This is a genomic window from Nocardia sp. CS682 (assembly GCF_004634405.1).
Taxonomy (GTDB): Bacteria; Actinomycetota; Actinomycetes; order Mycobacteriales; family Mycobacteriaceae; genus Nocardia; species Nocardia ninae.
This window is the reverse complement of the sequence record NZ_CP029710.1, coordinates 3,332,387-3,355,893: the sequence shown is the minus strand read 5'-3', so window position 1 is coordinate 3,355,893 and position 23,507 is coordinate 3,332,387. Positions and strand designations below refer to the sequence as shown.

24 protein-coding genes and 1 riboswitch are annotated in these 23,507 nt (G+C 67.7%); of the genes, 10 read left to right on the top strand and 14 right to left on the bottom strand.

Annotated features, from left to right (window positions below; genetic code table 11):
• Positions 1-2: 2 nt before the first annotated feature.
• On the bottom strand, positions 3-1,007 hold the full coding sequence (locus DMB37_RS15190; RefSeq protein ID WP_135233272.1) for a YeiH family protein: 1,005 nt from the start codon (positions 1,005-1,007) through the stop codon (positions 3-5).
• Between the two features lie 83 nt (positions 1,008-1,090).
• Positions 1,091-1,597 carry a DUF4240 domain-containing protein gene (locus tag DMB37_RS15185; protein WP_206055255.1) on the bottom strand — a complete coding sequence of 169 codons (507 nt, stop codon included), beginning with the start codon at positions 1,595-1,597 and terminating at the stop codon, positions 1,091-1,093.
• A 126-nt stretch (positions 1,598-1,723) separates the two neighbouring features.
• On the opposite strand from DMB37_RS15185, the gene DMB37_RS15180 reads away from it, so the two are divergent.
• Both DMB37_RS15180 and DMB37_RS15175 read left to right on the top strand, forming a co-directional pair.
• On the top strand, positions 1,724-2,653 hold the full coding sequence (locus tag DMB37_RS15180; RefSeq protein ID WP_135233270.1) for a LysR family transcriptional regulator: 930 nt from the start codon (positions 1,724-1,726) through the stop codon (positions 2,651-2,653).
• Positions 2,654-2,718: 65 nt separating this feature from the next.
• Positions 2,719-3,198, top strand: a complete 480-nt coding sequence (locus tag DMB37_RS15175; RefSeq protein WP_135233269.1) for a Dps family protein — start codon at positions 2,719-2,721, stop codon at positions 3,196-3,198.
• A 1-nt stretch (position 3,199) separates the two neighbouring features.
• Here the strand turns inward: DMB37_RS15175 and DMB37_RS15170 are convergent, their stop codons facing one another.
• The 3 genes from DMB37_RS15170 to DMB37_RS15160 all read right to left on the bottom strand — a co-directional run bounded on the left by DMB37_RS15170 (position 3,200) and on the right by DMB37_RS15160 (position 6,259).
• Positions 3,200-4,003, bottom strand: a complete 804-nt coding sequence (locus tag DMB37_RS15170; protein ID WP_135233268.1) for an SDR family oxidoreductase — start codon at positions 4,001-4,003, stop codon at positions 3,200-3,202.
• 79 nt (positions 4,004-4,082) lie between these two features.
• Positions 4,083-4,802 (bottom strand): MerR family transcriptional regulator, encoded by a 720-nt coding sequence (locus tag DMB37_RS15165; RefSeq protein WP_135233267.1) that lies wholly within the window; start codon positions 4,800-4,802, stop codon positions 4,083-4,085.
• Between the two features lie 32 nt (positions 4,803-4,834).
• Positions 4,835-6,259, bottom strand: a complete 1,425-nt coding sequence (locus DMB37_RS15160) for a serine hydrolase (RefSeq protein WP_135233266.1) — start codon at positions 6,257-6,259, stop codon at positions 4,835-4,837.
• A gap of 393 nt (positions 6,260-6,652) precedes the next feature.
• Between DMB37_RS15160 and DMB37_RS15155 the strand changes: the two genes are divergently transcribed.
• The 3 genes from DMB37_RS15155 (at position 6,653) to DMB37_RS15145 (ending at position 9,409) form a co-directional block, all read left to right on the top strand.
• A complete protein-coding gene (locus DMB37_RS15155; protein WP_240772396.1) occupies positions 6,653-8,068 on the top strand; it encodes a three-helix bundle dimerization domain-containing protein in 1,416 nt (471 codons plus the stop codon).
• Positions 8,069-8,197: 129 nt separating this feature from the next.
• Entirely contained in the window at positions 8,198-8,533 is a 336-nt protein-coding gene (locus tag DMB37_RS15150; RefSeq protein WP_135233264.1) for a hypothetical protein, read from the top strand.
• A 123-nt stretch (positions 8,534-8,656) separates the two neighbouring features.
• On the top strand, positions 8,657-9,409 hold the full coding sequence (locus DMB37_RS15145) for an alpha/beta fold hydrolase (protein ID WP_135233263.1): 753 nt from the start codon (positions 8,657-8,659) through the stop codon (positions 9,407-9,409).
• Between the two features lie 97 nt (positions 9,410-9,506).
• On the opposite strand, the gene DMB37_RS15140 is transcribed toward DMB37_RS15145, so the two are convergent.
• The 3 genes from DMB37_RS15140 to DMB37_RS15130 all read right to left on the bottom strand — a co-directional run bounded on the left by DMB37_RS15140 (position 9,507) and on the right by DMB37_RS15130 (position 11,403).
• Positions 9,507-10,127: a DUF305 domain-containing protein gene (locus DMB37_RS15140; protein WP_135233262.1), complete on the bottom strand. Its 621-nt coding sequence runs from the start codon at positions 10,125-10,127 to the stop codon at positions 9,507-9,509.
• An 84-nt stretch (positions 10,128-10,211) separates the two neighbouring features.
• Positions 10,212-10,766 carry a DUF6153 family protein gene (locus DMB37_RS15135; RefSeq protein ID WP_135233261.1) on the bottom strand — a complete coding sequence of 185 codons (555 nt, stop codon included), beginning with the start codon at positions 10,764-10,766 and terminating at the stop codon, positions 10,212-10,214.
• Positions 10,767-10,824: 58 nt separating this feature from the next.
• Positions 10,825-11,403 carry a hypothetical protein gene (locus tag DMB37_RS15130; protein ID WP_135233260.1) on the bottom strand — a complete coding sequence of 193 codons (579 nt, stop codon included), beginning with the start codon at positions 11,401-11,403 and terminating at the stop codon, positions 10,825-10,827.
• Between the two features lie 164 nt (positions 11,404-11,567).
• Between DMB37_RS15130 and DMB37_RS15125 the strand changes: the two genes are divergently transcribed.
• From DMB37_RS15125 to DMB37_RS15115, 3 genes are all read left to right on the top strand, one after another.
• Complete coding sequence (locus DMB37_RS15125; protein WP_135233259.1) at positions 11,568-12,173, top strand: hypothetical protein; 606 nt, start codon at positions 11,568-11,570, stop codon at positions 12,171-12,173.
• 118 nt (positions 12,174-12,291) lie between these two features.
• Positions 12,292-13,443, top strand: coding sequence for a methyltransferase (locus tag DMB37_RS15120; protein ID WP_135233258.1), 1,152 nt, complete (start codon positions 12,292-12,294; stop codon positions 13,441-13,443).
• 127 nt (positions 13,444-13,570) lie between these two features.
• Entirely contained in the window at positions 13,571-14,434 is an 864-nt protein-coding gene (locus DMB37_RS15115) for a Bax inhibitor-1/YccA family protein (protein WP_135233257.1), read from the top strand.
• Positions 14,435-14,565: 131 nt separating this feature from the next.
• Here DMB37_RS15115 and DMB37_RS15110 read toward each other — a convergent pair whose 3' ends face one another.
• Genes DMB37_RS15110 through DMB37_RS15100 form a run of 3 tightly spaced genes read right to left on the bottom strand, consistent with a single transcriptional unit; the run spans position 14,566 to position 17,216 of the window.
• Positions 14,566-15,786: an acetyl-CoA C-acetyltransferase gene (locus DMB37_RS15110; RefSeq protein ID WP_135233256.1), complete on the bottom strand. Its 1,221-nt coding sequence runs from the start codon at positions 15,784-15,786 to the stop codon at positions 14,566-14,568.
• A 40-nt stretch (positions 15,787-15,826) separates the two neighbouring features.
• A complete protein-coding gene (locus DMB37_RS15105) occupies positions 15,827-16,717 on the bottom strand; it encodes an SGNH/GDSL hydrolase family protein (protein ID WP_135233255.1) in 891 nt (296 codons plus the stop codon).
• Positions 16,718-16,736: 19 nt separating this feature from the next.
• Positions 16,737-17,216, bottom strand: coding sequence for a hypothetical protein (locus DMB37_RS15100; RefSeq protein ID WP_135233254.1), 480 nt, complete (start codon positions 17,214-17,216; stop codon positions 16,737-16,739).
• 109 nt (positions 17,217-17,325) lie between these two features.
• Here DMB37_RS15100 and DMB37_RS15095 point away from each other — a divergent pair, with 109 nt between their 5' ends.
• Positions 17,326-18,717 (top strand): cystathionine beta-synthase, encoded by a 1,392-nt coding sequence (locus DMB37_RS15095; protein ID WP_135233253.1) that lies wholly within the window; start codon positions 17,326-17,328, stop codon positions 18,715-18,717.
• Positions 18,718-18,888: 171 nt separating this feature from the next.
• Here the strand turns inward: DMB37_RS15095 and DMB37_RS15090 are convergent, their stop codons facing one another.
• Both DMB37_RS15090 and DMB37_RS15085 read right to left on the bottom strand, forming a co-directional pair.
• Positions 18,889-19,695 (bottom strand): DUF72 domain-containing protein, encoded by an 807-nt coding sequence (locus DMB37_RS15090; RefSeq protein ID WP_135233252.1) that lies wholly within the window; start codon positions 19,693-19,695, stop codon positions 18,889-18,891.
• A gap of 29 nt (positions 19,696-19,724) precedes the next feature.
• Positions 19,725-21,113: a cytosine permease gene (locus tag DMB37_RS15085; RefSeq protein ID WP_135233251.1), complete on the bottom strand. Its 1,389-nt coding sequence runs from the start codon at positions 21,111-21,113 to the stop codon at positions 19,725-19,727.
• A riboswitch (TPP riboswitch) is annotated at positions 21,110-21,225 on the bottom strand. Its footprint overlaps the gene before it by 4 nt.
• 246 nt (positions 21,226-21,471) lie before the next feature.
• Here DMB37_RS15085 and DMB37_RS15080 point away from each other — a divergent pair.
• Entirely contained in the window at positions 21,472-22,605 is a 1,134-nt protein-coding gene (locus DMB37_RS15080) for an AbrB family transcriptional regulator (RefSeq protein ID WP_135233250.1), read from the top strand.
• A 92-nt stretch (positions 22,606-22,697) separates the two neighbouring features.
• Here the strand turns inward: DMB37_RS15080 and DMB37_RS15075 are convergent, their stop codons facing one another.
• The gene (locus DMB37_RS15075; RefSeq protein ID WP_135233249.1) at positions 22,698-23,153 is read right to left on the bottom strand and encodes a DUF4254 domain-containing protein; all 456 of its coding nucleotides are present in this window, start codon (positions 23,151-23,153) and stop codon (positions 22,698-22,700) included.
• Positions 23,154-23,507 lie beyond the last annotated feature (354 nt).

Here is a 23,507-nt window from a genome sequence, read left to right as displayed (position 1 = left end):
CGTCACCACCAGCCGGTGGCGAACTGCAGGGCGAGGCTGGACGCGCCGAGGATCACGGCGAGGACGCCGCCGAACAGGAGGGGGCGCGATCCGGCGCTGCGGAGTTGTTGCCAGCTCAGTGAGGTGCCGATCGCGGCGAGGACTGCGGCGATCAGCCATGCGCTGAAGTGGGCGAGTGGCGAGCCCAAGGAGTCCGGCACCATGCCGAGTCCGGCGATCACCGATGCGACGAGGAACAGGATGACGAAGAGCGGGAACGACTGTAGGAGGGTGGCTTTCGTGGACGATGCGGGCTCGCTGCGGTCCTTCGCGAGATGCAGTCCGACGCACATCGGGACAATCATCAGGCTGCGCACGAGTTTGACGATCACCGCGAAATGAGCGGCCGCGGGGCCGTAGATCACCCCGGCTGCCAGCACCGACGAGGTGTCGTTGATCGCGGTACCCGCCCACAGGCCGAACGCCTCCTGGGACAATCCGAGCAGTCGTCCCAAGGACGGATATACCAGCACCGCAACGATATTGAAGACGAAGATGGTTCCGAGGGCGTAGGCGACCCGATCCCGGTCGGGCTTGATCACCGCGGTGGCGGCGGCGATCGCCGAGGCGCCACAGATGGTGGTGCCGACCGCCACCAGGGTGGCCGATTCCCGATCCAGGGCAAGCATTCTCCCGACCACCACCGCGGCGGCGGCGCCCAGGATCAATGTCCCGATCAACACCACTGCCGTCTGCCTGCCGACACTGAGGACCGATCCGACCGGCAGGCCGAGACCGAGCAGCACAATGGCGGCACCCAATAGGCGTTTGCGCGTCACGGCTAAGCCGGGATCGAAAGTTCCCGCGTCAACGTCGGATCGGCGCAGGAAAGCGCCTACCGCGGCACCACAGGCCAAAGCGATCACCGGTGCGCCGGCGACCGGCAGTGCTTTACCGAGAAAGGTTGCCGCGGTGGCCAGTACAGCAGCGAGGAGCAGACCGGGACAGAGGCGACGAACGTGCGTCATTCCTCAGACGATCGCGCGCCACGATCGTGCGGGGTAGCGGTCGAATGGGGAGGACCCCATAAGCCGGCCGAATGGCCCCTGCGTCAGTTCCAGCCGGCAGGATTCGAAAAGGACTCCCGAGAAATGCCGGATTCGGTTTTCGGGAAGGCGCCGAAGCGGTCGCTGTGCAGGTGTGCGAAGAAGTAACACATCTTTCCGCCGTCGGTGTCCCGCACGGCGACCGCGGGGGCGGCCAGCGCGGCGTCGTAGAACTCGCGGCCCATCGCGACGATGAAGCCCCGGCAGTAGAGGAACCCGTCGTCCGAGCCGCCGGTGACGCCGTGGATGTCGGCGCGGTCGAGGTCGTACAACTTGCGCTCCAGTACCCGGTCGAGCACGGTCAGCTCGTCGCTCGACAGGTTTTCGCTCAACGTACGGAGATGCCTGAGGAAACGAGGCATCTGCACCTCGACGGCGGGCACAACCTCGTCGTTTTCCCGGTGGATCAACGCTTTTCGCAGCGCGGCCGGTTCGTCGCCGACCAACTCCCACGCCGATTCGATCAGGGTCCAGAAGCGGGCTTCATCGGCCGCGGCGGGGATCTTGCTCACTCGCCGGACGCTACCAGGGGCGAGTTCCGTTGCGGCGCCGGGCAACCCGCTCATAAGGTCGGATGATGGGGTAATCGCTACGACGGGGGGTGCCGTCGGCGTTGGGCAGGCACATAATCAATGGTTATGACGCTACCGCCGGGGACGCCCGATCTGGACGTACTCGATCTGCTTGTCTCCGTTGCGGAGCTGGGCAGTCTCGGCGCGGCCGCCCGGCGGCACAGTATCAGCCAGCCCGCGGCGAGCATGCGTATCAGTGCGCTGGAGCGGCGGTTGCGGCTTCGGTTGCTCGATCGCAGTCCGACCGGGTCGGCTTTGACCGATTCGGGGCGGTCGGTGGTCGCGCACGCGCGGCTGGTGCTGGAGGCGGCGCGGTCGTTCAGTGCCGGCGTGGCCGCGCTGCACGCCGCCGACGTGCCGCGCCTGCGGGTGGCTGCGTCGAAGACCATCGCCGATCATCGGATTCCGCTGTGGCTCAATGCGTTACGGGTCAGCTGTCCGCAGGTGGCGGTCTCCTTGGAAGTGGACAACACTCGGCACGTCGAGGAGCTGATCCGCGACGGGGCGGCCGACATCGGTTTCGTGGAGGGTCCGCATCCGCCGCCCGGCCTCGGCAGCCGGGTGCTCGGGGCGGACGAGTTGGTGGTCGTGGTCGGGGCCGCGCATCCATGGGCGCACCGCAGGAAGCCGGTGACCTTGCGGGAGCTGGCGACCACGCCGCTGCTGTGGCGCGAGCCGGGGTCGGGGACGCGGGACACGGTCTGGGAGATTCTCGGGGCCGAGTGTCAACCGGCGCAGCCCGCCGCCGAGCTGGGGTCCGCGGTCGCGATCTCGGCCGCCGCCCGGGCCGCCGTGGCGCCCGCGGTGCTGAGCAGGCTGATCGCGGGTCCTGATCTGACCAGTGGTGCGCTCGTCGAGGTGCGGCTGGCCGGGCCGGTGGCGTTGAGCAGGAAGTTCCGGGCGATCTGGCGGCGCCAATCGCCGCCGTCGGGACCTGCGGGAATGCTGGCCGAGCATGCCGCGCGCCTGGAATCGGATGGCGCTCGTCACTGGTGACGTTTAGGACGCGGCGTGCGGGTAGGCCAGTCGGTGACACGGATCCGACAAGAAAGGCGTGAACGATGAGTCAACCCATCACCAGCACCCTCGATACGGAGCAGCAGAAGATCGCGGGCGAGGCGCTGCGCGCTACCGTGATCGATCTGATCGACCTGTCGCTGATCGCCAAGCAGGCCCATTGGAACGTGATCGGCCGGAACTTCCGGTCGGTGCATTTGGCGCTGGACGAGCTGGTCACGGCGGCCAGGGACTTCACCGATGCCGCGGCCGAGCGCGCCACCGCCGTCGGCGTCAGCCCGGACGGGCGGGCCGAGACGGTCGCCAAAGAGAGCGGTGCGGTCGGCTTCCCCGACGGCTGGCAGCAGGACACCGACGTCATCGACGGCGTCGTCCGCAACCTCGCCGCAGTGATCCAGCGACTGCGCGAGCGGATCGAAGCCACCGAGAAGGCCGACCCGGTCACGCAGGACCTGTTCATCGGCTTCGCGGCGCGGCTCGAGCAGCTGCACTGGATGTGGCAGGCGCAGGTCGCGACCTCCTGAGCTACCTCGACAGTCCGTGGGCGCGCGCGATGAGGCGCTCCATGACCGTGCGCGGCAGTAGCCTGCGCACCGCGAACATCACGGGGGCATTGCTGCCGACGGCGTAGAGCGGACGCGGCCGGTTGGCCTCGACGGCCTGCACGATCGTGTCGGCTACCCGTTCGGCGGTGATGCCTTTCCCTTGGGCCTCATCCAATTTCGCGATGAAGGCGGTGAAGTCGGCGGTGTGCGGCGAGCCCTCGTTCAGGTACTTCGTCCGGCGTTCCCGCAGGCCCGTATTGATCTGTCCCGGCTCGACGGTGCTGATCCACACCCCGAACGGTGACTCCTCGAACCGCGCGGCCACGGCGAAGCCTTTCAGTGCCGCCTTGGTCGCGCCGTAGGACGAGCGATACGGCATGGGGAAGCTGGCGATCATCGAGCCCACCATGATCACCCGGCCGTAGCCGCGCTCCCGCATGCCGGGCAGTACTGCCTGCGTGAGCGCGATCGGCCCCAGCACGTTCAGCCGGAACAGCCGCTCCACCGCGTCCGTCGGCAGTTCCGCCAGCGGTCCCGCCTGGCTCTCCCCGGCATTGTTGACCAGCACGTCGATCTCCCCGAGCCCGGCAACGAAGGCATCGATCGACCCGGCGTCGGTCAAATCGAGCGCCCGATACTCCACGCCCGCCACCCGAGCCTCGGCACCGATCCCGTCCGGCTTCCGGCTGGTCCCGATCACCTGATACCCGCGCGCCACCAACGCCGCGGCCGTCGCCTTCCCGATCCCCGACGAAGCTCCGGTAACAACAGCAGTACGAGGCATAACCATCTCCTTAGGCAGCGACTCCAGCCGACCATAGCGCTTTGCGACGAGATCTCCTGTCCGCGCCCGCTTGTCTGCGTTAACCCCGCATCAGTTGGACGAGGCGGTCCCAGGCGGGGGAGGACGCTCCGGGCTGGGACTGGGCGACCAAGCGGGCGACGGCGGGCTTCTGCACGGGCCGAGTCTCGGATCGGCTGTGGTAGTTGGCGAACCAGGTGCGAGTGCGTTCGGCCAAGGCAGGCAGGCGGGCGTCGTCCGGCGACCAGTCGAAGGCCGCGTCGTGTTCGAGGTAGAGGGCGCGGAACTCGGGAATGGCGAGGAGCTCGTGCTTTTCGTCGAGCCAGCAGGCGGCGTCTTCGGGGGAGGCGGTCTGCAACAGGATCCAACCGTCGCGCTCCAGTTGGATCTGGCGTTCGCTGGCACCGATAGCACGCAGTTCGTCGAGGAAGTCGGCGACCGCCGGTGCGACGAAAAGCCGGTCGCCGCCGCGCAACTGGGCGAGCTGGTCGCGGGTTCGCCGCAGCTGCGAGATGCGGTGCCGGACGTCGCGGTCGATCTCGGCGATGGCCGCCGTGAGCGCGGCCGGGTCGGCGTCCAGCAGGTCTTTGACGCGAGCCAGCGGCACACCCGCCTCGGCCAAGGTTCTGATCTTGACGAGAACGATGGCGTCCTTGGCGGTGTAGCGCCGGTAGCCGGACGAGTCGCGGTCCGGCTCGGCCAGCAGACCGCGCTCGTGATAGTGGCGGATGGCCTTGGTGGTCACTCCGGCGAAATCCGCGAGCCTGCCGATCGTGATCATGGCGGCCATCCTTCCAGTCGTCGTCGGAGCAGTCAGGCGCGACGGGTCAGCCGGCCGCCCGCGTTGTGGAACTGCGCCTTACCGTCGCGGATGTCGTGGTAGGAGACGAGGAGCAGGCGAAGATAGCCGTCGAAGGTCTCCATCGGGTAGCCGTCCGGGGCGAACAGGCCGGGCCGGATCGGCGCGTATCGCTGCGGCGGGGCGGCGGTAGTGCCACCGCAGAACTCGGTGAAAATTCGATCCTGTGACTCGTCCGCAGGCTCGTAGGTCATCCGCTCCTCGAGTTGCCCGTCCACGATGCTGACATCGATGCGGAGCTGGTTGGAACGGTACGTGCCGACATACGGGGTGAGGTCGATGTCCTGCTCGAATTCGGTTATCAGCGGGGGGATCTCGACGCCGAGGTGCTCGCGCAGCAGCCACTGCAGCAGTTGGTCCTGCAACATGAGCGCCTCCGAGCTGTTGCCGAACGCCGTGAAGACGAGGTCGTGCTCCGGCAGCACACACAGCAGGGACACCCCGCCGGGTGACGCACCCGACATGGCGAGCACCGTGGTGTCACCGAACGGGTACCGCACCCAGCCCAGACCCATCGGCGGTACGTTCGGGGTCGCCATATCGTGTGAAACCTGCTGCATCAGCGCGGTCGAATCCGTTGTGAGGACACGGGAACCCGTCACGGGGGACACGCCACCCGCGAGGTGGGTGCGCCCGAAGCTGAGCAGGTCGGCAACGGTCCCGATCGGGGTGCCGCCGGCCGGGCCCCAGGTGTCGGGCAGGGTGAACATGCGAGTGGGCTCGGCCGTCATCGTCTCGGGATTCAGGAAATGCCCCACCGCGGTGCTGCGCAGAATGGCCTGCTCAGCCGAGGTGCTCGAGTTCCGCATGCCGACGGGCCCATAGATATCGCGCTCCAGCAGTGCGTGATACGACAGCCCCGTCACCACCTCCAGCAGCCGGCCCGCGACGATCATCCCGCCATTGGAATAGCTGAGCTGCGCACCGGCGTCGAACAGAATGCTGTTGTCCGCAAGGCCCGCCACGTAACTCCGCAGCGCGTCACGCCCCTCGGTGTCCGGGAAGTACAGGTCGGCATCGATCCCATTGGTGTGCGACAGCAGATGCCGGACCAGAATCTTGTCCGCCGCTCCCGGCGCGGACAGCGCGAACTCGGGAAGGTACCGCACCACAGGTGCGTCGAGTTCAATTTTCCCGCGCTCCACCTGCTGAAGGACGAGCGTGGTTGTCAGAACCTTGGTAACCGAACCGAAGAGAAACCCGGTGTCGGCCAACATCGGTGCGCCCGTAGCAACATTCGCCGTGCCATGCGCGACGACAACCTGCTCACCCGCCTGATAAACACCGGCAACGAACCCGGGCACATGATTGGCCGCGCAGTAACCGGCGACCTGTTCGCGGACCTGAGCTTCGACGATCTGGAGTGCGTTGTTGTTCATGACAGCAATCCTCAAACCTTGCCCCTGGGGCAAGGTCAAGCCCGCCGGCGAACCAACCTCCGCGAGTGCGTCTGGTTCTTGCTTGCCGGGCTCAGTTGTTCTTCGGGGCAAACAGGGGCGCAACGGGGGGTGGCTGGTTGGCGATGGGGTCTTGAATTCTGTGGGTGGGGTTGGGGGCTTGGGGTGTCGGGGATTTCGGTAGTGGGCGAATGTCCAGTGCTCTGATCTGGGGGGACGGGGGTTGGGGTGGCGGCGGGGGTGGGAGAGAGGGGTGGTCAGGGGCGGTTTCGGGTGGGTTTCGGGGTGGGTGGGTTGGGGCTAGGGTTGGCCGGCGCGATGGGGCTTGGCTGCTGTCGCGGGGAAATGTCGGTCGCCGGATGCCTAGGAGATTTTGTGGTTGTCGACACTGTTCGGGAGGAACAGGCGCTGCGTCAGGTGACGGAGCGGTTGGTCGAAAACTTCGGCGGCACTTACTCTGCGGAGTACATCGAGGGAGCGGTGGCGGCGGCGCGGCGGCGGTTCGCGGGGCATCCGGTGCGGACGTTCATTCCGATCCTGGTGGAGCGGTATGTTCGCCGGCAATTGGCGGCCACGGAGGACGTGGCGGAGGCTGTCGTCGAGCCCGAGACGGGGCGGACGCGCAAGCCGAAGCACCAGGTGGGGGACGGTGGGCTGCCGGAAACGATTCAGGAAACATGGTCTGCGAGTAAGCGTTTCGCACCGGCTGCCGTCGCGGCCGTGATCGCGGCGTTGGTGGTGGTGACCGTGGTGGCGGTGGCACTGGCGGTGCGCCAGCCCGGTGGCGCCCCGAATACGGCGACGCCGGTGGCGCCGATCACGGTGGTGCGCGGCGTGGTCGGGTCCGAGAAGATGGCGTTCTTCCAGGACCCGAAGGTGGTCGACGCGCTGGCGCGCCACGGGGTGAAGGTCGAGGTCGAACCGGCGGGGTCGCGGCAGATCGCGACGTCGATCGATCTCGCGAAGTACGACTTCGCGTTTCCGTCGAGCGAGCAGGCCGCGGAGCGAATCCAGCGGCAGCGCAACGTGACTGCGAAGTACATCCCGTTCTCGTCACCGATGGTGATCGCCACGTTCACCCCGATCGCCGAGCTGCTCGCGAAGGCGGGCGTGGTGCACCAGGGGGCGGTGTCGACCTTCGACATGGCCCCCTACCTGCGCATGGTCGGCAACAACACGCGGTGGGACCAGCTCGACGACAACGCTACGTATCCGGTGCGCAAGAACGTGCTGATCTCCACGACCGACCCGCGCAGCTCCAACTCCGCGGCCATGTACCTGGCGATCGCCGGCTACGTGGCGAACAACAACACCATCGTGCAGGGGTCGGACGCCGAGCAGAACATCCTGCCCACGGTGGCAAGGCTTTTCGTCGGCCAGGGCTACACCCAGAGCAGCAGTGAAGGCCCGTTCGACGCCTACCTCGCGACCGGCATCGGGCCGACGCCCATGGTGTGGATCTACGAGTCGCAGTACGTCGACGCCAGTGTGCGCGGCCAGATCAAGCCGGACATGACGATGTTGTACCCGTCGCCGACCATCCTGTCCCGGCACACCCTGGTGCCGTTCGGCGAGTCGGGCGACCGGCTCGGCCGCCTGCTGTCCACCGACCCGGACCTGCAACGCCTCGCCGCTGAGCACGGCTTCCGCACCGGCGCGGCCGACCAGTTCGCCGAAGTGACGGCCGCGCACAACATCCCGGTGGCCAAGGACGTGCTCGATGTGATCACCACCCCCACCTACGACACCCTGGAACGGCTGCTCGACGGAGTCACCAAGTCCTACAACTGATCTGACCTGCCCCGAAACACGATGCCGGACAACGAGTGCCAGGCGCCCTGTTTCGGAGGAGAAGATCAGGGCATCCCTGTCGCATCAGATACCGGCCGACCAGCCGGTATCGCGGCGTGAGGTAGCAGCATGACAGTGGATGGCCCGTACGAGATTCCCCCGCTCGACGACGCGGCGGACATCTCCCGGACGACGGCGCCGCAGCCGGGCGAGACGTTAGCCGATACCCGGAACTGGGCCGGCTTCGGCTTGTTGTTCATCGGCGTCCTGCTCGCCGTCGCCGCTGCCGTGGTGGCGCTGTGGGGTTTCGGTACGGCGGCCCTGGTCGTCACGATCTTCGCCGTGGTGACGGTGCTCGCTGGGGTGGCACTGGTGGTCATGGAGCAGGTCCGTCGGCGGGCCCGCAACAGCACGGCACCGGAGCAGGCGCCCGCCTGGCAGGCCGTCGTGCCGCCGGGTTCCTGAGGACGCGGTCAAGTCGTTCTCGTGCCGAGGACTGGTGCCGATCCGCTCGATGAGGTGGTGCAGGTGCTGCGTCGCGTGCTCGATCGGTGATCACCGCGCCGAGCCACGTGCGAGGCTGAGCCCATGACGAATTCGGATGTCCGGCTGCACGTGCACAGCTGGGGCGCGGGCCCGCCGGTCGTGCTCGTGCACGGCGGAATCCTCGGCGGCCGCGGCGCCTGGCGTGCGCAGCGCCCGTTGACCAGCCGCTGGACTTTGCTCGCGCCGGACCGCCCCGGCCACGGCGAGACACCCGCCACAGGCAGGCAGGACTTCGAGTCGGACGCACGACTGATCGCCGAGCAACTGCTCGACCAGCCAGTGCATCTCGTCGGTTTGTCCTACGGCGCGATCGTCTCGATGTACGCCGCCGCGCAACGCCCGGAACACATTCGATCGCTCACCATCGTCGAACCGCCGCTGTTCGGCATCGCTCGCGGGAACCCGGCGGTCGATGCGGCAGGCGCCGCGACCCGCGAGCTGATCGAGAACGTCGAACTGCCACCGGAGGTCGCGCTGCCTCGGTTCTTCGACATCGTCGGCGCCCCCGTGGCTCTCGCCGATCCGATACCACCGGTGCTGCTCGACGGGATGCGCAGGCTGCAAGGCGCTCGCCCGCCGGACGAGGCCGCACCGCCGATGGACCGGCTGCGGGCCGTGGGCTTTCCGATCCTGGTGATATCCGGCGGACACCTGGAGTCGAACGAGATCATCTGCGACGCCATCGCCGAACAGACCGGTGCCGAGCGCGCGGTGTGCCCAGGTATGGGTCACCTCGTGCCCGACACCGGCGAACCGTTCAACACCCTGTTGGAGAAGTTCTTCGTTCGGGCGTAGCGAGTACCGCTGCCGGCGCAGGCGGCAGTCGTGCCCGAGTCCCTACGACCTATCGCACCGAGTCCGATGGGGCACCCGGTGCGATAGGCCGATCGGCTCAGGACTGGCCGAGCATGCCCCGCATCGTGTCGATTTCGGCACGCTGGCTGTCGATGATGCTGCGGGCCAAGGCCTTCGACTCATCGTTGGTGCCCTGGGCGAGCTCGGTCTCGGCCATGGCGATCGCGCCGGTGTGGTGCTCGATCATCATGGTGAGCCACTGGCGGTCGAAGTCCGGGCCGGACGCGGCCTGCAGGGCGTTCATCTGATCGGGGTTCATCATGCCCGGCATGGTGTGGCCGCCGTGGCCGCCACCCGCGGTCGGGGCGGGCTTACCGAAGCTTTGCAGCAGCGTGGTGATCTGCTGCATCTCCGGCTCCTGGGCCTGCTCCACCTTGGCGGCCAGCGCCAGCAACTGCTGGTTCTGGCTGTGGCTCGGCACCAACTTCGCCATGTCGACCGCCTGCGCGTGATGCGGGTACATCATCTGCAGGAAGGTGACGTCGGCGTCGTTGAAGTCGGTGCGGGCCGCCGGTGCGCTCGTCGCGGCGGGCGCGCTCGACGTGCTGTGCTGCATGCCGGACATGTCGTCGTTGTCGCTACAACCCGCGAGGACGAGGGCGGCGGCAGCGGTGCTCGCGGCGAGGACGGTGCTGATTCGGGTACGGCTGATGACCATGGTTGTGCTCCTTGGGAATTGCGCATGTCTGGGTTTCGGGCAGGGCAACGCCGACGACCGTCGAAAACGGTCGCCGCAGAGCTGTCAGATCCGCAGAATCGACAATTCGGCCAGAGTGAGCACGGTCCACGGCGGTGACCGTTCCCGCCGTGGTCGCCGATGACGCAGCCGCGCGGCATCGTTGCCCGGCCGGTCGAGAGCCATCCGATACAGCAGCACCAGTGCGAACAGCAGTGCAGCGGCGGCGAGTATGAACACACAGCCGTGCATCCCGCCGTGGGTGCCGCCGCATCCGTCGTCCGCGCAATCCATGTCTGGCGCAGCGTGTTCGCCGAGGGGCGAGGCGACCGGTTGGGCGACGGCCGGCAGCGCGATGACGTCTGGGCGGGCGACCTGATCGTGACCGTGCTTGATCGCGTCGTGCGGCACGGTCGCCCTCTCGGCGGGCATCGCCACCGCGGGCGGTCGGACGGTACGGCTCTCGCCCACCATCGAGCCATGGTCGACACCGGCCGCACCGGCGTGACTCGGCATCGCGAACACCACCGCGTGCATGACGACGATCCCGGCGAGCAGCACCAGCACACCGAGCGCCCGGGCGAGCCCGGTGGCGCGGAGTGCGGAGTGCCGTTCGACCACGCGGCCAGTGTAATGACGACGGCGCGGTGGATGGAAATACCCCCTGGCGGTACGGGTACTACTGGCTGGCGACGTCGATGACCAGCCGGGTCGGGTTGGTCAGCGTGGTGACCGCGAACCCGGGCCGATCGCCGTTGATACCGATGAACGACTGGGTGGTGCCTTCGAACACGGTGGTCCGATAGACCCCCGCGATGCCCGGCGCGCTCGGTTCGGTCGCGGGATCGGGTCCCGCGTACGGTGTCTCGGCGCTGTCGAACGGGTACGCCGAGCCGAGGATCTGCACCTCGAGGATCGACTTGCCTGCCACCTCGATCGGCTTGCCGCTGCCGTCCTGCACGGCGCGGTCGGTGTACTGCACGATCCAGCCGGGGGTGCCCTTGCCGCCGAGGTCGTAGACCACGCGGTCGAAGCCGGGCTGGTGACCGATGCGAATGCCGGTGACGGTCAGGCCCGCTTCGCCGGACGCGGTGCCCCGCTTGGGCGTGGTGTCGCGCGGGGCGGTCGGGGCTTCGGCCAGGGTGCCCGTGGTCGAGGTGCTCGGCGCAGAGGTCTTCGCGGTGGATCCGGCGTCGTCGCCGCAGCCCGCGAGCAATGCCGTCACCGCGACGATGGTCACCAGCATCCTGTTACGCATGGGGCTGATGGTAAACGCCGGGCGGGGCGTCGCGTGGGATTTGCGGGTTTCTCGATGTTTGCCGTCGGATCGGCCCCCGGGTGAACCGGTCGCGGGTCTGCCTCGTAGTTGTGGATGACCGGACGCGAATCGCGCGTCATCGATCGATCCGGAGGATCTGAAAAATGCTGTCGACCAAGCACTTCCAGCGAGCCGCGCTGCCATTCGCCGCTGCCTCGGTGATTCTCGTCGGTTTGCTCAGTGCATGCGGAAATGCCGAGACGGCGAAGCCCGAGGCGTCGGCGGCGCCGACGCCGGCGGTGTCGGCCTCGGCCACGGCTGCGGCCGGTGCGCCGCAGAACCAGGCGCCGGCCAAGACGCAGGACTGGCTGAAGATCTACAGCGGAACGGCGCCGACCGGCGCGAATGCCGTGCAACTGCGCATCGCGGACAATAGCGCTGTCGGACAGTACGTTACGGCCGCCGACCGCGCGCTGTACCGATTCGACAAGGACACCGCGAAGCCACCCACCTCGACGTGCGTGGGTGATTGTGCCGCGAAATGGCCGCCGCTGATCGCGCAGCGCGGGCAGGCCGTGTACGCGGCGGGCGTCGATCCGCAGCTCGTCGGTTTCCTCGAACGTGCTGATGGCGCATGCCAAATCACCATCGCGGGGTGGCCGGTCTACTTCTTCGCCAAGGACACGAAGCCGGGCGACCTGCTCGGGCAAGGCGTCGGTGGGGTCTGGCACGCGGTGACCGCGACCGGAGGCAAGGCGGGCGCCAACTGAACCGGACCCGTTGTGCCGCTGGGCCTTCCGGCCGATCGGCCGGCGCATGGGGGGTGCGCCGGAACCGGTTTGCCGGGGCCGATGTGACGTTGGGGCAACGATCTAGCACACTTGAGGCGTGGCAGCCATCGAGGACGTTCTGAGCCGACTGCGGCGGTATCCAGATGTGGAGGCGTTAAACCTCTACGCTGTAGATGCCGCCGATCGGCTGATCCTGGATGTCGCCGACGAGGCGCTCGCCAGCACCGATAGCGGAAAGATAGCCATTGTCGGCGACGCGTACGGCGCGCTGACCATCGGCGCGGTGACCGCGCACGACCTGCGCGGAGTCCGTGTGCACCAGGATCTGCTCACCGGCGAACTCGCCCTGGCCAACAATGCCCGCGCGCTCGGCCTCACCGACCGCTACACCGCGTATCCGCTCGGCCGCGAGTTGCTCGCCGATGTCCGGGTGGTGCTGCTGCGGCTGCCGCGGGCGCTGGCCGGGCTGGCCGAGGTCGCCGACGCCATCGCGCGCTACGCCGATCCCGCAGTGACAGTGGTCGCGGGCGGCCGGGACAAGTATCTGACGAAGTCGATGAACGATGTGCTGGCCCAGTCGTTTTCCGAGGTTCGGGCCAGCCGTGGCCGGCAGAAGTCGCGCACCCTGCTGGTGAGTGGCCCGAAACCGGTAGGCGACCCGCCGTTCCCGGTGCGCGACCGGCTCGACGACCTCGATCTCGACGTGGTCGCCCACGGTGCCGCCTTCTCCGGCGCCAGGCTCGACATCGGCACCCGGTTTCTGCTGGAGCACCTCAAGTGGATGAAACCCGATGCGCGCGAGGCCATCGACCTCGGGTGCGGCACCGGGATACTGGCCGTAAAGCTGGCCAAGGCCCGGCCCGCCCTCAAGGTGCTCGGCACCGATCAGTCGGCGGCCGCGGTGGCCTCGGCCAGGGCGACGGTGGCGGTCAACGGGGTTGCGGACCGGGTGACGGTGGTGCGTGACGACGCGATGTCCTCGGCCGCCGACAACAGTGCCGACCTGGTGCTCTGCAATCCACCCTTCCACGTCGGCGCAGCCGTGCACACGGGGTCGGCGATCAAGATGTTCGCCGAGACCGGCCGCGTGCTGCGGCCCGGCGGCGAGCTGTGGACGGTGTTCAATTCGCATCTGAATTACCGTGGCGTGATCGAGCGCATGGTCGGGCGGACCGAGGTAGTCGGTCGCAACCGCAAATTCACGGTCACTCGATCCGTGCGTGGCCTACACGACGCGCAGCAGCGGTAGAGTCCGTTTTGTCCGCCTGCGCGCCGTCCTTATCGGGAACTAGCGCCGGGCAGTAAACGTTGTACCCAGCAGTTGGATATCGAGCGCGAGCTCGACGAACAGCGGCAACGACCAGAAAGGGACGCAGGTGCGTAGCACAAGCAATCCGGTTTTCCGAAACTTGCCCAAGCAAGAGGGCAATGGCTACGCCAACTTCGGCTCAGGCGTGGCCGGGGCGGGCCAGTTGGGTCAGCAGTTCGGTAATCAGTACGGACAGCAGTACCAGCAGCCGCAGCCGTACCAGCAGGCGCCGGGCACCACCCGGGCGATGACCATCGACGACGTGGTGACCAAGACCGCCATCACGCTCGGCGTGCTCGCGCTGTCGGCCATCGTCTCCTACGGCTTCAGCAACGCGGACCCCTCGCTGGCGAAGTGGTTCGTCATCGGCGGCGGCCTGATCGGCCTGGTGCTCGTCCTCGTCGCGACCTTCGCGAACAAGATGGACAACCCGGCTCTGGTGCTGTCCTACGCGGTGTTCGAGGGTTTGTTCGTCGGCGCGCTGTCGTTCATGTTCACCGACATCAGCTTCGGCGGGGCCGGCGGCAGCGGCATGATCGCGCAGGCGGTGCTTGGCACCTTCGGTGTCTTCGCAGGCATGCTCGTCGTCTACAAGACCGGCGCCATCCGCGTCACGCCGCGCTTCACCCGGATGATCGTCGGCGCCATGATCGGCGTGCTGGTCCTGGTGATCGGCAACCTGGTGGCCGGCTTCTTCATCTCCGGCGGCCTCGGCCTGCGCGACGGTGGACCGATCGCCATCATCTTCAGCCTGGTGGTCATCGCGATCGCCGCGTTCAGCTTCCTGCTCGACTTCGACGCCGCCGATCAGCTGATCCGCGCGCAGGCGCCGGAGAAGGCGGCCTGGGGCGTGGCCCTCGGCCTGACCGTCACCCTGGTCTGGCTGTACGTCGAGATCCTGCGGCTGCTGAGCTACTTCAACAACGACTAGTACCAAGCGGTTTCGACCGCCTGAGCTGACAACGGGTGGTTGCCGGAAACGGCAACCACCCGTTGTGCGTCCTGAGACAGCAGAGGGCGCTCACCGCTGGGATGACCGCCCTCTGCTGCGTACGAGCTATCTCAGCTCAGGCGCTCGATGACCATCGCCATACCCTGGCCGCCGCCGACGCACATGGTCTCCAGACCGAACTGCTTGTCGTGGGTCTGCAGGTTGTTGATCAGCGTGGTGGTGATGCGGGCACCGGTCATGCCGAACGGATGGCCCAGCGCGATGGCGCCACCGGAGACGTTCAGCTTGTCCTCATCGATCTTCAGCTCGCGGGCCGAGCCGAGCACCTGCACCGCGAACGCCTCGTTGATCTCGACCAGGTCGATATCGTCGATCGACTTGCCCGCCAGGGCCAGTGCGCGCTTGCACGCCTCGATCGGGCCGAGGCCCATGATCTCCGGGGACAGACCCGAGACGCCGGTGGACACGATGCGGGCCAGCGGGGTCAGGCCGAGTTCCTTGGCCTTGGTGTCGCTCATGATGACCAGCGCGGCGGCGCCGTCGTTGAGCGGACAGCAGTTGCCCGCGGTGATCGTGCCGTCGGGGCGGAACACCGGCTTCAGCTTGCTGACCGCCTCGTAGGTGACGCCCGCGCGCGGGCCGTCGTCCTTGGACACCACGGAGCCGTCGGGCAGCGTGACCGGGGTGATCTCGCGCTCGAAGAAGCCGTTCTTGATGGCTTCCTCGGCCCGGTTCTGCGACCGGACGCCCCAGTGGTCCTGCTCTTCGCGGGTGATCCCGGTGAAGCCCGCGACGTTCTCCGCGGTCTGGCCCATCGCGATGTAGGCGTCGGGGATGAGGCCGTCTTCGCGCGGGTCGTGCCAGACGCCCGCGCCGCCCTCGGCGGTCTTCGCGGTGCGCGCCTGCGCGTCGGCGAAGAGCGGGTTCTGGGTGTTCGGCCAGCTGTCGGCGGAGCCGTTCTTGTACCGGGACACCGTCTCGACGCCCGCGGAGATGAACACGTCTCCTTCGCCCGCCTTGATCGCGTGGAAGGCCATCCGGGTGGACTGCAGCGACGACGCGCAGTAGCGGTGCACGGTGGTGCCGGGCACCAGGTCGTAGCCGAGCTGGACCGCGACGATCCGGGCCATGTTGAAGCCGGACTCGCCACCGGGGGAACCGCAGCCGAGGATCAGGTCATCGATCTGGTTGGGGTCCAGGGCGGGTACCTTGTCGAGCGCCGCGCGGACGATCTGGGTGGTCAAATCGTCGGGCCGCATGTCGACCAGCGATCCCTTGGCCGCCCGGCCGATGGGGGAGCGGGCGGTCGAGACGATGACAGCCTCAGGCATGAGGACTCCTTTGTCTGAAGGAACGTGCGAACCGCGGTTGTTACTCGCGGGTTCCTATCGAATCTACGTCGCGCCCCAGGGGACTGGCAGCCGGGGTCGCCTCGCCCAACGCCTCGAGCAGCACCGGAAGTAGCTGGGCCGCGGCCAGCTCGTAACCGGCGGCCGAGGGGTGGAATCCGTCGGCGGCGAAAAGGAGTTCGGGCTGGGCGCGGAACTCCGGAGCGAGCAGATAACCCATCGGCACCGGACGGCCGCCCGCGACGGCGGTGGCCACCGTCTGCGCCTTGGCCAGCCGGACGCTCCAGTTGTGCACCACCGTGCGCAGCGGCTGCGGAATCGCGGTCACCGTGCCGAGATTCGGGCAGGTGCCGACCACGACCACGCTGTCGGCCCGGCGCAGTCGGGAGACCGCGGCGGCCAGCCTGCGTGCGGAGGCGCGAACCGAGTGCTTCTTGGTGATGTCGTTGGCGCCGATGAGGATCACCGCGGCGTCCGGCGGCGGACCGGCCACGAACATGGCGTCCACCTGACCGGACAGGCCCTTGGAGGTGGCGCCGGAGATCGCCTTGGTGCTCAATCGAATTCGCTGCCCGGTAGCCATGGCCAGGCCACGGGCCAGGCGGACGCCGGGCACCTCGTCGGCCACCACGCAGCCGACACCGGCCGCGGTGGAGTCACCGAAGATCATCAGGTGCAGGTCCGCGTGCTTGCCGGTGCGCCAGCGTTCCGGCGTCAGGCAGCCCGCCGTGTAGATCCCATCGGCTTCCGGAGGTTTCGAGGTGTCGCGGCCGATCACGCCACGCGCCGCGCCTGCCTGCGCCATCAATAGTCGAGAGGCCGCCCACCATGCGGTGCCCGCGCCGGAACCGGCCAAGACTGTTGCGGCACCGGTCACCGCGGCCGTCCGCCAGCCGATGCGTGGTGCACTCACAACAGAAAATGTACCGACTTCACGCAGTTGGGGCAGCCGGAGCGGGAACCTGGAACGAGCCGCGGGCGGGAATGTTCGCGTGATCGGTGGTGACGGTTACTTCGACCAAACCCGGGCCGGTGTCCTGGAGCAGTGAGTACTGCATGCTGCCGTAGAGACCGGCCACGATCGTCTCGTCGTAGCCGCCGACCGCGCCGGTGCTGGTGTTGTGCCAGGCCACGGTGGTGCGGACCTCGCACAGCGGGGCCAGCGGATAGTCGCCAGGCCCGATGCCGGCAACGGGCAGCGCGCGCATATTGAGGATTGCCCGGCCCGGCCACGCCGGGCCGACATCGGCCCAGGTCCGGATGGTGGTGCCACACCAGCCGCCGTAGGCGAGCGTGGGCACCTGCGGGAACTCGATGGTCACTGCGTTCGCCTGCGCGCCCGGTCCGGCCAGCGCGGCGAATGCCGCTCCGGCCAGCACAACGCCGGCCTTGGCGATGTTCGGCTGCTTCATGGTTCGGATCCTAAATGGGCGTTTGCCGGAATCCCGGTTTGTCGCGGCGGAGGGGCTTGCGCGTGGCGTGCGCGAACTCACACCGGGACCATCTGGAACTATGGGTCGCATGCGCATCGCCGACCATGTAGTGGACCTCATCGGCAATACGCCGCTGGTCCGGTTGAACTCTGTTGTAGGCCCGAACGCCGGACTGGTGGCGGCCAAGATCGAATACCTGAATCCGGGTGGTAGCTCCAAAGATCGGATCGCGGTCAAGATGATCGACGCGGCCGAGCAGTCCGGGGCGCTGAAGCCCGGTGGCACCATCGTCGAACCCACCTCCGGTAACACCGGCGTCGGCCTCGCGCTGGTCGCCCAGCAGCGCGGCTACCACTGTGTCTTCGTCTGCCCGGACAAGGTGAGCGAGGACAAGCGCAACGTGCTGCGCGCCTACGGCGCCGACGTCGTCGTGTGCCCGACCGCCGTCGCGCCGGAGGACCCGGCCAGCTACTACAGCGTCTCCAACCGCCTGGTCGGCGAGATCGACGGAGCCTGGAAGCCGGACCAGTACTCCAACCCGGGCGGCCCGGACAGCCACTACGAGACCACCGGTCCGGAGATCTGGCGCGACACCGAAGGCAAGGTCACCCACTTCGTCGCGGGCGTCGGCACCGGCGGCACCATCACCGGCGTCGGCCGCTACCTCAAGGAGGTGTCCGGCGGCCAGGTCAAGATCATCGGCGCCGACCCGGAGGGCTCGGTGTACTCCGGCGGCACCGGACGGCCGTACCTGGTCGAGGGCGTCGGCGAAGACTTCTGGCCCTCCGCCTACGACCCGGCGATCCCGGACGAGATCATCGCGGTCTCGGACGCGGACTCGTTCGACATGACCCGGCGCCTCGCCCGCGAGGAAGGCCTGCTGGTCGGCGGCTCGTGCGGCATGGCCGTGGTCGCGGCCATCGAGGTCGCCAAGCGTGACCCGGACGCGGTCGTGGTGGTGCTGCTGCCCGACGGCGGCCGCGGCTACCTGTCGAAGATCTTCAACGACCAGTGGATGAGCTCCTACGGCTTCCTGCGCGAGCGCCTCGACGGCAGCACGGTCGAACCGCTGGTCGGCGACGTGCTGCGCGGCAAGTCCGGCGAACTGCCCGACCTGGTGCACACCCACCCGTCGGAGACCCTGCGCGACGCCATCGAGATCCTGCGCGAGTACGGGGTGTCGCAGATGCCCGTGGTCGGTGCCGAGCCGCCGGTGATGGCGGGCGAGGTCGCGGGCAGCGTGTCCGAGCGCGATCTGCTCTCCGCGGTGTTCGAAGGCCGTGCGCACCTGACGGATTCGGTCGGCAAGCACATGAGCCCGTCGTTCCCGCTGATCGGCGCGGGCGAGCCGATCTCGGCGGCGACCAAGGCGTTGTCGGATACCGACGCGCTGATGGTTGTCGAAGAGGGCAAGCCCGTCGGCGTCATCACCCGCCACGACCTGTTGGGCTTCCTCAGCATCGGAACCCTCGGCCACTGATCCGCTGATCCGCCTCTCCGCGTATTCAGGCCAGACCTAGGCGTCCGGCCGAGCAGCGTTGGCGACCGGCGGTGATGCGGTTTGTCAGTCAGCCCGTACCCGGTGAGTTACCCATGTACTCGCGAGATCTGTTGTCGTGGAACGTTGGTCGGGGCCCGTTGCGGGCCTCGACTATTCGAGGCGGGCGCGCAAGGCTAGTGCGTCGCGGGGTGCCATGACCTTGGCGTCGTTGTCGAAGTAGCAGAAGACGTCGTGGTCGGCGGACCAGTCGCGGATCTTTTCGGCCCACATATCCAGGCCCTCGTCGGTATACCCGCTGACGTAGAGCTCGTCGTGACCGTGCAGCCGGATGTAGACGAAAGCGGCGGTGACCTCCTCCATCAGCGGGTATTTGCCTGCGGCATCGGCGATTACGAGCGCGATCTGGTGCTTGGTCAGCAGCTCGGTGAACTCCGGGGTGACGAAGCTGGGGTGACGGATCTCCAGCGCGTGCCGCAGCGGCCGGTCGGCGTCGGTGGTCGTGAACGCCGGATCCACCCGATGGTCGTGCTGCTTCGCGATCTCGGCGGCGTGCGTGGTGCTGCGCGGGAGGTGGGTGAAGAAGGTGCCGAGCAGCTCCGGATCGAACGGGAAGTTCGGCGGCAGCTGCCAGAGGATGGGGCCGAGTTTCGGGCCGAGGGCCAGCAGCCCGGAGGCGAGGAAATTCGCCAGCAGTTCGTCACCGTCGCGCAGGCGCTTCATGTGCGTGATGAATCTGCTGCCCTTCACCGCGAACACGAAGTCGTCCGGCGTCTGACTCGACCAGTTCTGGTAACTCGACGGACGCTGCAGCGCATAGAAGGAGCCGTTGATCTCAACGCTGTTCAGCTGCTCGGACAGGTAGGCGAGCTCGCGCTTCTGCGTGACGCCTTTCGGATAGAAGACGCCACGCCACGGCGGATACACCCAGCCCGAGGTGCCGATCCGGATCTCACCCATGACTCCATCGTGGCAGCCGAGGCCATCGGCTAGCCGGATTTGCCGACCACGGCCCGCTCTTTCCGCAGCGTCGCAATCCGGCCGACGGCCCACGCCACCAGCACCGCGGCCAGGAACGACAGCAGCGACGCACTCATCCACGCCTGCTTGGTGAAGTGCAGCTGCTCCTGCACATCCACCCAGAAGTCGGTCCACACACCGGCATCGCCCGGGTTGATGAGTTGATAGACCGAGAGCCCGGCCAGCCAAGCTGCGATCATTCCCCAGCGCGGCGGGGCATCGTCGGCGGTGTTCCACTCGCCCTTCGCGCGCAGGAAGAAGTCGGCGACCAGCACCCCGAGCAGCGGCACGAACACCGAGCCGATCAGGCCGAGGAAGGCGAAGTAGTTCGCCATGTTCAGCTGCAGCGCGAGCAGCGTGATCAACGCGCCCAGACCGACCGACAGGATCCGCCGGTCGATGCGCGGCGCGAGATTCTGGATCGAGAGCGCCGTGGAGTACACGTTGGCGAAGGACTGATCGGCTTCGCGCAAGACGAACACGAAGAAGAACAGCCCACCGAGACTCACCTGGAGGAACGGCGAGTACTGACCGTCGCCGGTGGCCCGGGCCAGCGCGAACAGCCCGAGCGTGTAGGCGACGATCTGGGTGATCGCGTAGGCCCCGCTGGCCGCGCCGAACGCCGTGCCGGTGCTGCGCGAGTGCCGGGTGTAGTCGGCCGCGACCGGCATCCAGGAGATGGACACCGCGAGCGCGGCGTCGGTAGCGATCCAGAAGAGGTTCCAGTCGGCGCCGAACGGGCCGCTGCCGTGCGGGCCCGGATTGGCCGACAGGTCAGGCAATCCGGTGCGGAAGAACTGGATATAGAACCAGACCAGCGCGATCACCACGCCGATCGTGACGAACCGGCGCAGCAGCCGCACCGAGCCGAGCGGCCAGATGGTCAGCGCCGTGGTCAGCACGCCCGCCGCCACCACGTAGAGCCAGTGCGGGCCGCCGCCGAACAGTTCGTCGGCGGCGTCGCCGATGACGATCAATTCGAAAGTGCCCCAGCCGATCAGCTGGGCGATGTTCAACACGGTGGGCAGATAACTGAGTTTCGCGCCGAACAGACCGCGCAGCAGCACCATCGCGGGCTTGCCGGTCTTGGCGCCCGGCACCGCGGCCAGGCCGAGCATCAGCCCGCCGACGACGGTACCGACGATCATCGCCAGGATGCCCGCGGCGATGGAGATCTGCGGTACGCCATCGGAATTCGGTGCCAGCACGGTGTACGCGCCGGAGAAGGCGATGAGGCTGACACCCAGATTTGCCCAGAATGCGCTCTGGTCCCAGAAGGACAGCACCTTCGGGGCGGGCTCATCGAGGGTGAAGGGGGCCTCGTGCCGTTCGGAGTTGTGCAGGGTCGATGCAGACATGCCCGAAACGCTCTTCCTACGCCGGCATTACCCGGACAGGTTCATGCGGTCGGCGAAGCGCTGGGGTCCGCCCTCTCAGCCCGGCCGTGCCCGAGCTCCCGCGGTGGGGGTGGTTCGGGCGAATAGTACACGTGGCAGCTCGGCCGTCCCGGGCCTGCGCGCTCGGACGGCGGTGAGCTTCGAGTTCGCTCGAGTGTTTATCCGTCATCTCATGGGTAGTACGAATAAGGAATGCAGACGCGCGAATGTCCGCTCTGAGCAGGGAATTGGCGTTGTGCGTTCAGGATCACACCGGCTGTTAACCCTGATAACGGAGATGTAACGGTCTGTTCACTGGGCACCGCGAGGATTACTAGGTATGACGCGCAGGCAAGTGATCGGATGGGTAGCTCTGCTGGCCTCGGTGCTTGCCGGGGCGACGTTACTCGATCGCGTGCATTTTCCGGCGCCGCAAATGATTCTAGCGATCGTCGTCGGCGGGGCGCTGGCGTTGGCCGGGAAGTTGCCGGCCCCGATGCCTCGGCAGCTCTCGTGCGGTGTGCAGTCCATGCTGGGGGTGCTGATGGGCAGCTACCTGGAGATCTCGCTGCTGTCGAGCATCGGGATGGCGCTGGTGCCGGTGCTGGCCGTCACGGTGGCGACGCTGCTGATCAGCCTGCTGGTCGCGGTGGTGTTCGCCCGGTTCGCCCACGTGGAATTGCCGACCGCGACGCTCGGACTGCTGGCCGGTGGCTCCGCGGCCGTGGTCGCGGTGGCCGACGACATGGACGCCGATCCGCGGCAGGTGGCGTTCATGCAGTACCTGCGGGTCGCGCTGGTCGCGGTGAGCGCGCCCGCCCTCGGCGCGCTGCTGAACAACAGCGGCGAGGGTTTGGTCAGCGAGCACGCGACGCTCGGCGCCGCGGTCACCAATCCCGATCTGCCGTACTGGATGATCGTCGGGCGCGGCGATCAGGTCGCCGGGTTGTCCATCGCGGTGATGCTGTGCGTGCTCGGCACCAAAATGGGCAAGCGGCTCAGTCTGCCGAGTCCCGCGCTGATCGGGCCGATGCTGATGACGGCGGTGCTCACCGCGCTGGGCGTCAGCCACGGGTACGCGCCGACGAATCTGTTCAAGGATCTGCTGTTCGTGCTCATCGGTTTCGAGGTGGGCACCCGCTTCACCAAGCCGGTCGTGCGCGAGATGGCCCGGATGATCCCCGGCATGACGGTCACCATCGTCGCGCTGTCGGCCATCGTCGCCGGCCTCGCCGTCACCGTCGCCACCTTCGTCGACCTCCAACTGTCCGACATCTACCTGGCCACCACACCGGGCGGCATCAACGCCGTGCTGGCCACCGCCGAGTCGATGGACGCCAACCTGCCGTTGATCACCTGTGTGCAGAGCATGCGATTGCTGCTCATGGTGTTGATGCTGCCGCTGCTGGCGAAGGCGATGCGGTGGTTCTCGGCGCGGCAGTTGGGGATGCCGGAACCCGAGTTAGCGGTCTGACCCGGCCTGCGCGGACACTTTCACGCGCCGTACCGCGGTTTTCGGCGCGGTGCGGCGATAACTGTCCATCCAGGCCGGGTTCCCGTGCGCCACTACGCCTTCCGTACCGCGCCGACGATGAGATCGGTCCATTCGTCGGCCAGTGCGGCCAGGCGATACCACGCCGCGTGGACCCGATCATCGGACACCTTTTCGGCGGTGTGCAGCAGGTGGCTGGCGTGCGCGTGTGCCGCGGCCATGCGATCGACGGTGGCACCGAGAGAGCCGGTGCGCAGGTGCTCGGTGCACCCGCGACGGGGCACCTGAGTGGCCACCCACTTATCGATGGCGGCGACCAATTCGGCTCGGCGGCAGTCGATTCCCGCGGCCGCGAGTGGATTGCCGTGGCGCTGCCGGTGCAGTGTGGCCAACGTGCGGGCCCAGCCGATCAAGGGGTGGTCGGTATTCGGATCGCCTTGGCTACTGGCGAATGCGGCGACCAGCTCGCGCTGATCCGGCAGTGATCGAGCGGTGCCGCGGCCGGGGAGGGCGTGATCACGCACGAACATCGCGGGCTCCCAGCGGGCGGTGGCGCATCGCGGCGTGATCGACCGGCCCTCGGTCGACGGGGTCGGCGGTCTGTGTGTTCATTGTGTTCCTCCGGGTGACGTCAGGCGGGAGGCATTGCCCTGATGCCGGATCCGGGGATAAGCGTGCGCCACCCATCTCGGCGTGTCGGTGACATCGAGATGGCACAGCGATGACAGGTCGTAACAATCTTCTCCGCATCGCGTCGGGCCGCATTGTGAGGAAGACCGACCAGTTCGCGGCGGTCGACTAAGGACCGTACGGGTTCGCGCGCCGCAGCGGCGAGTAGTCGCGCCGAATGACTCAATGCGGCAAATTATCTGCAAACGAATGGT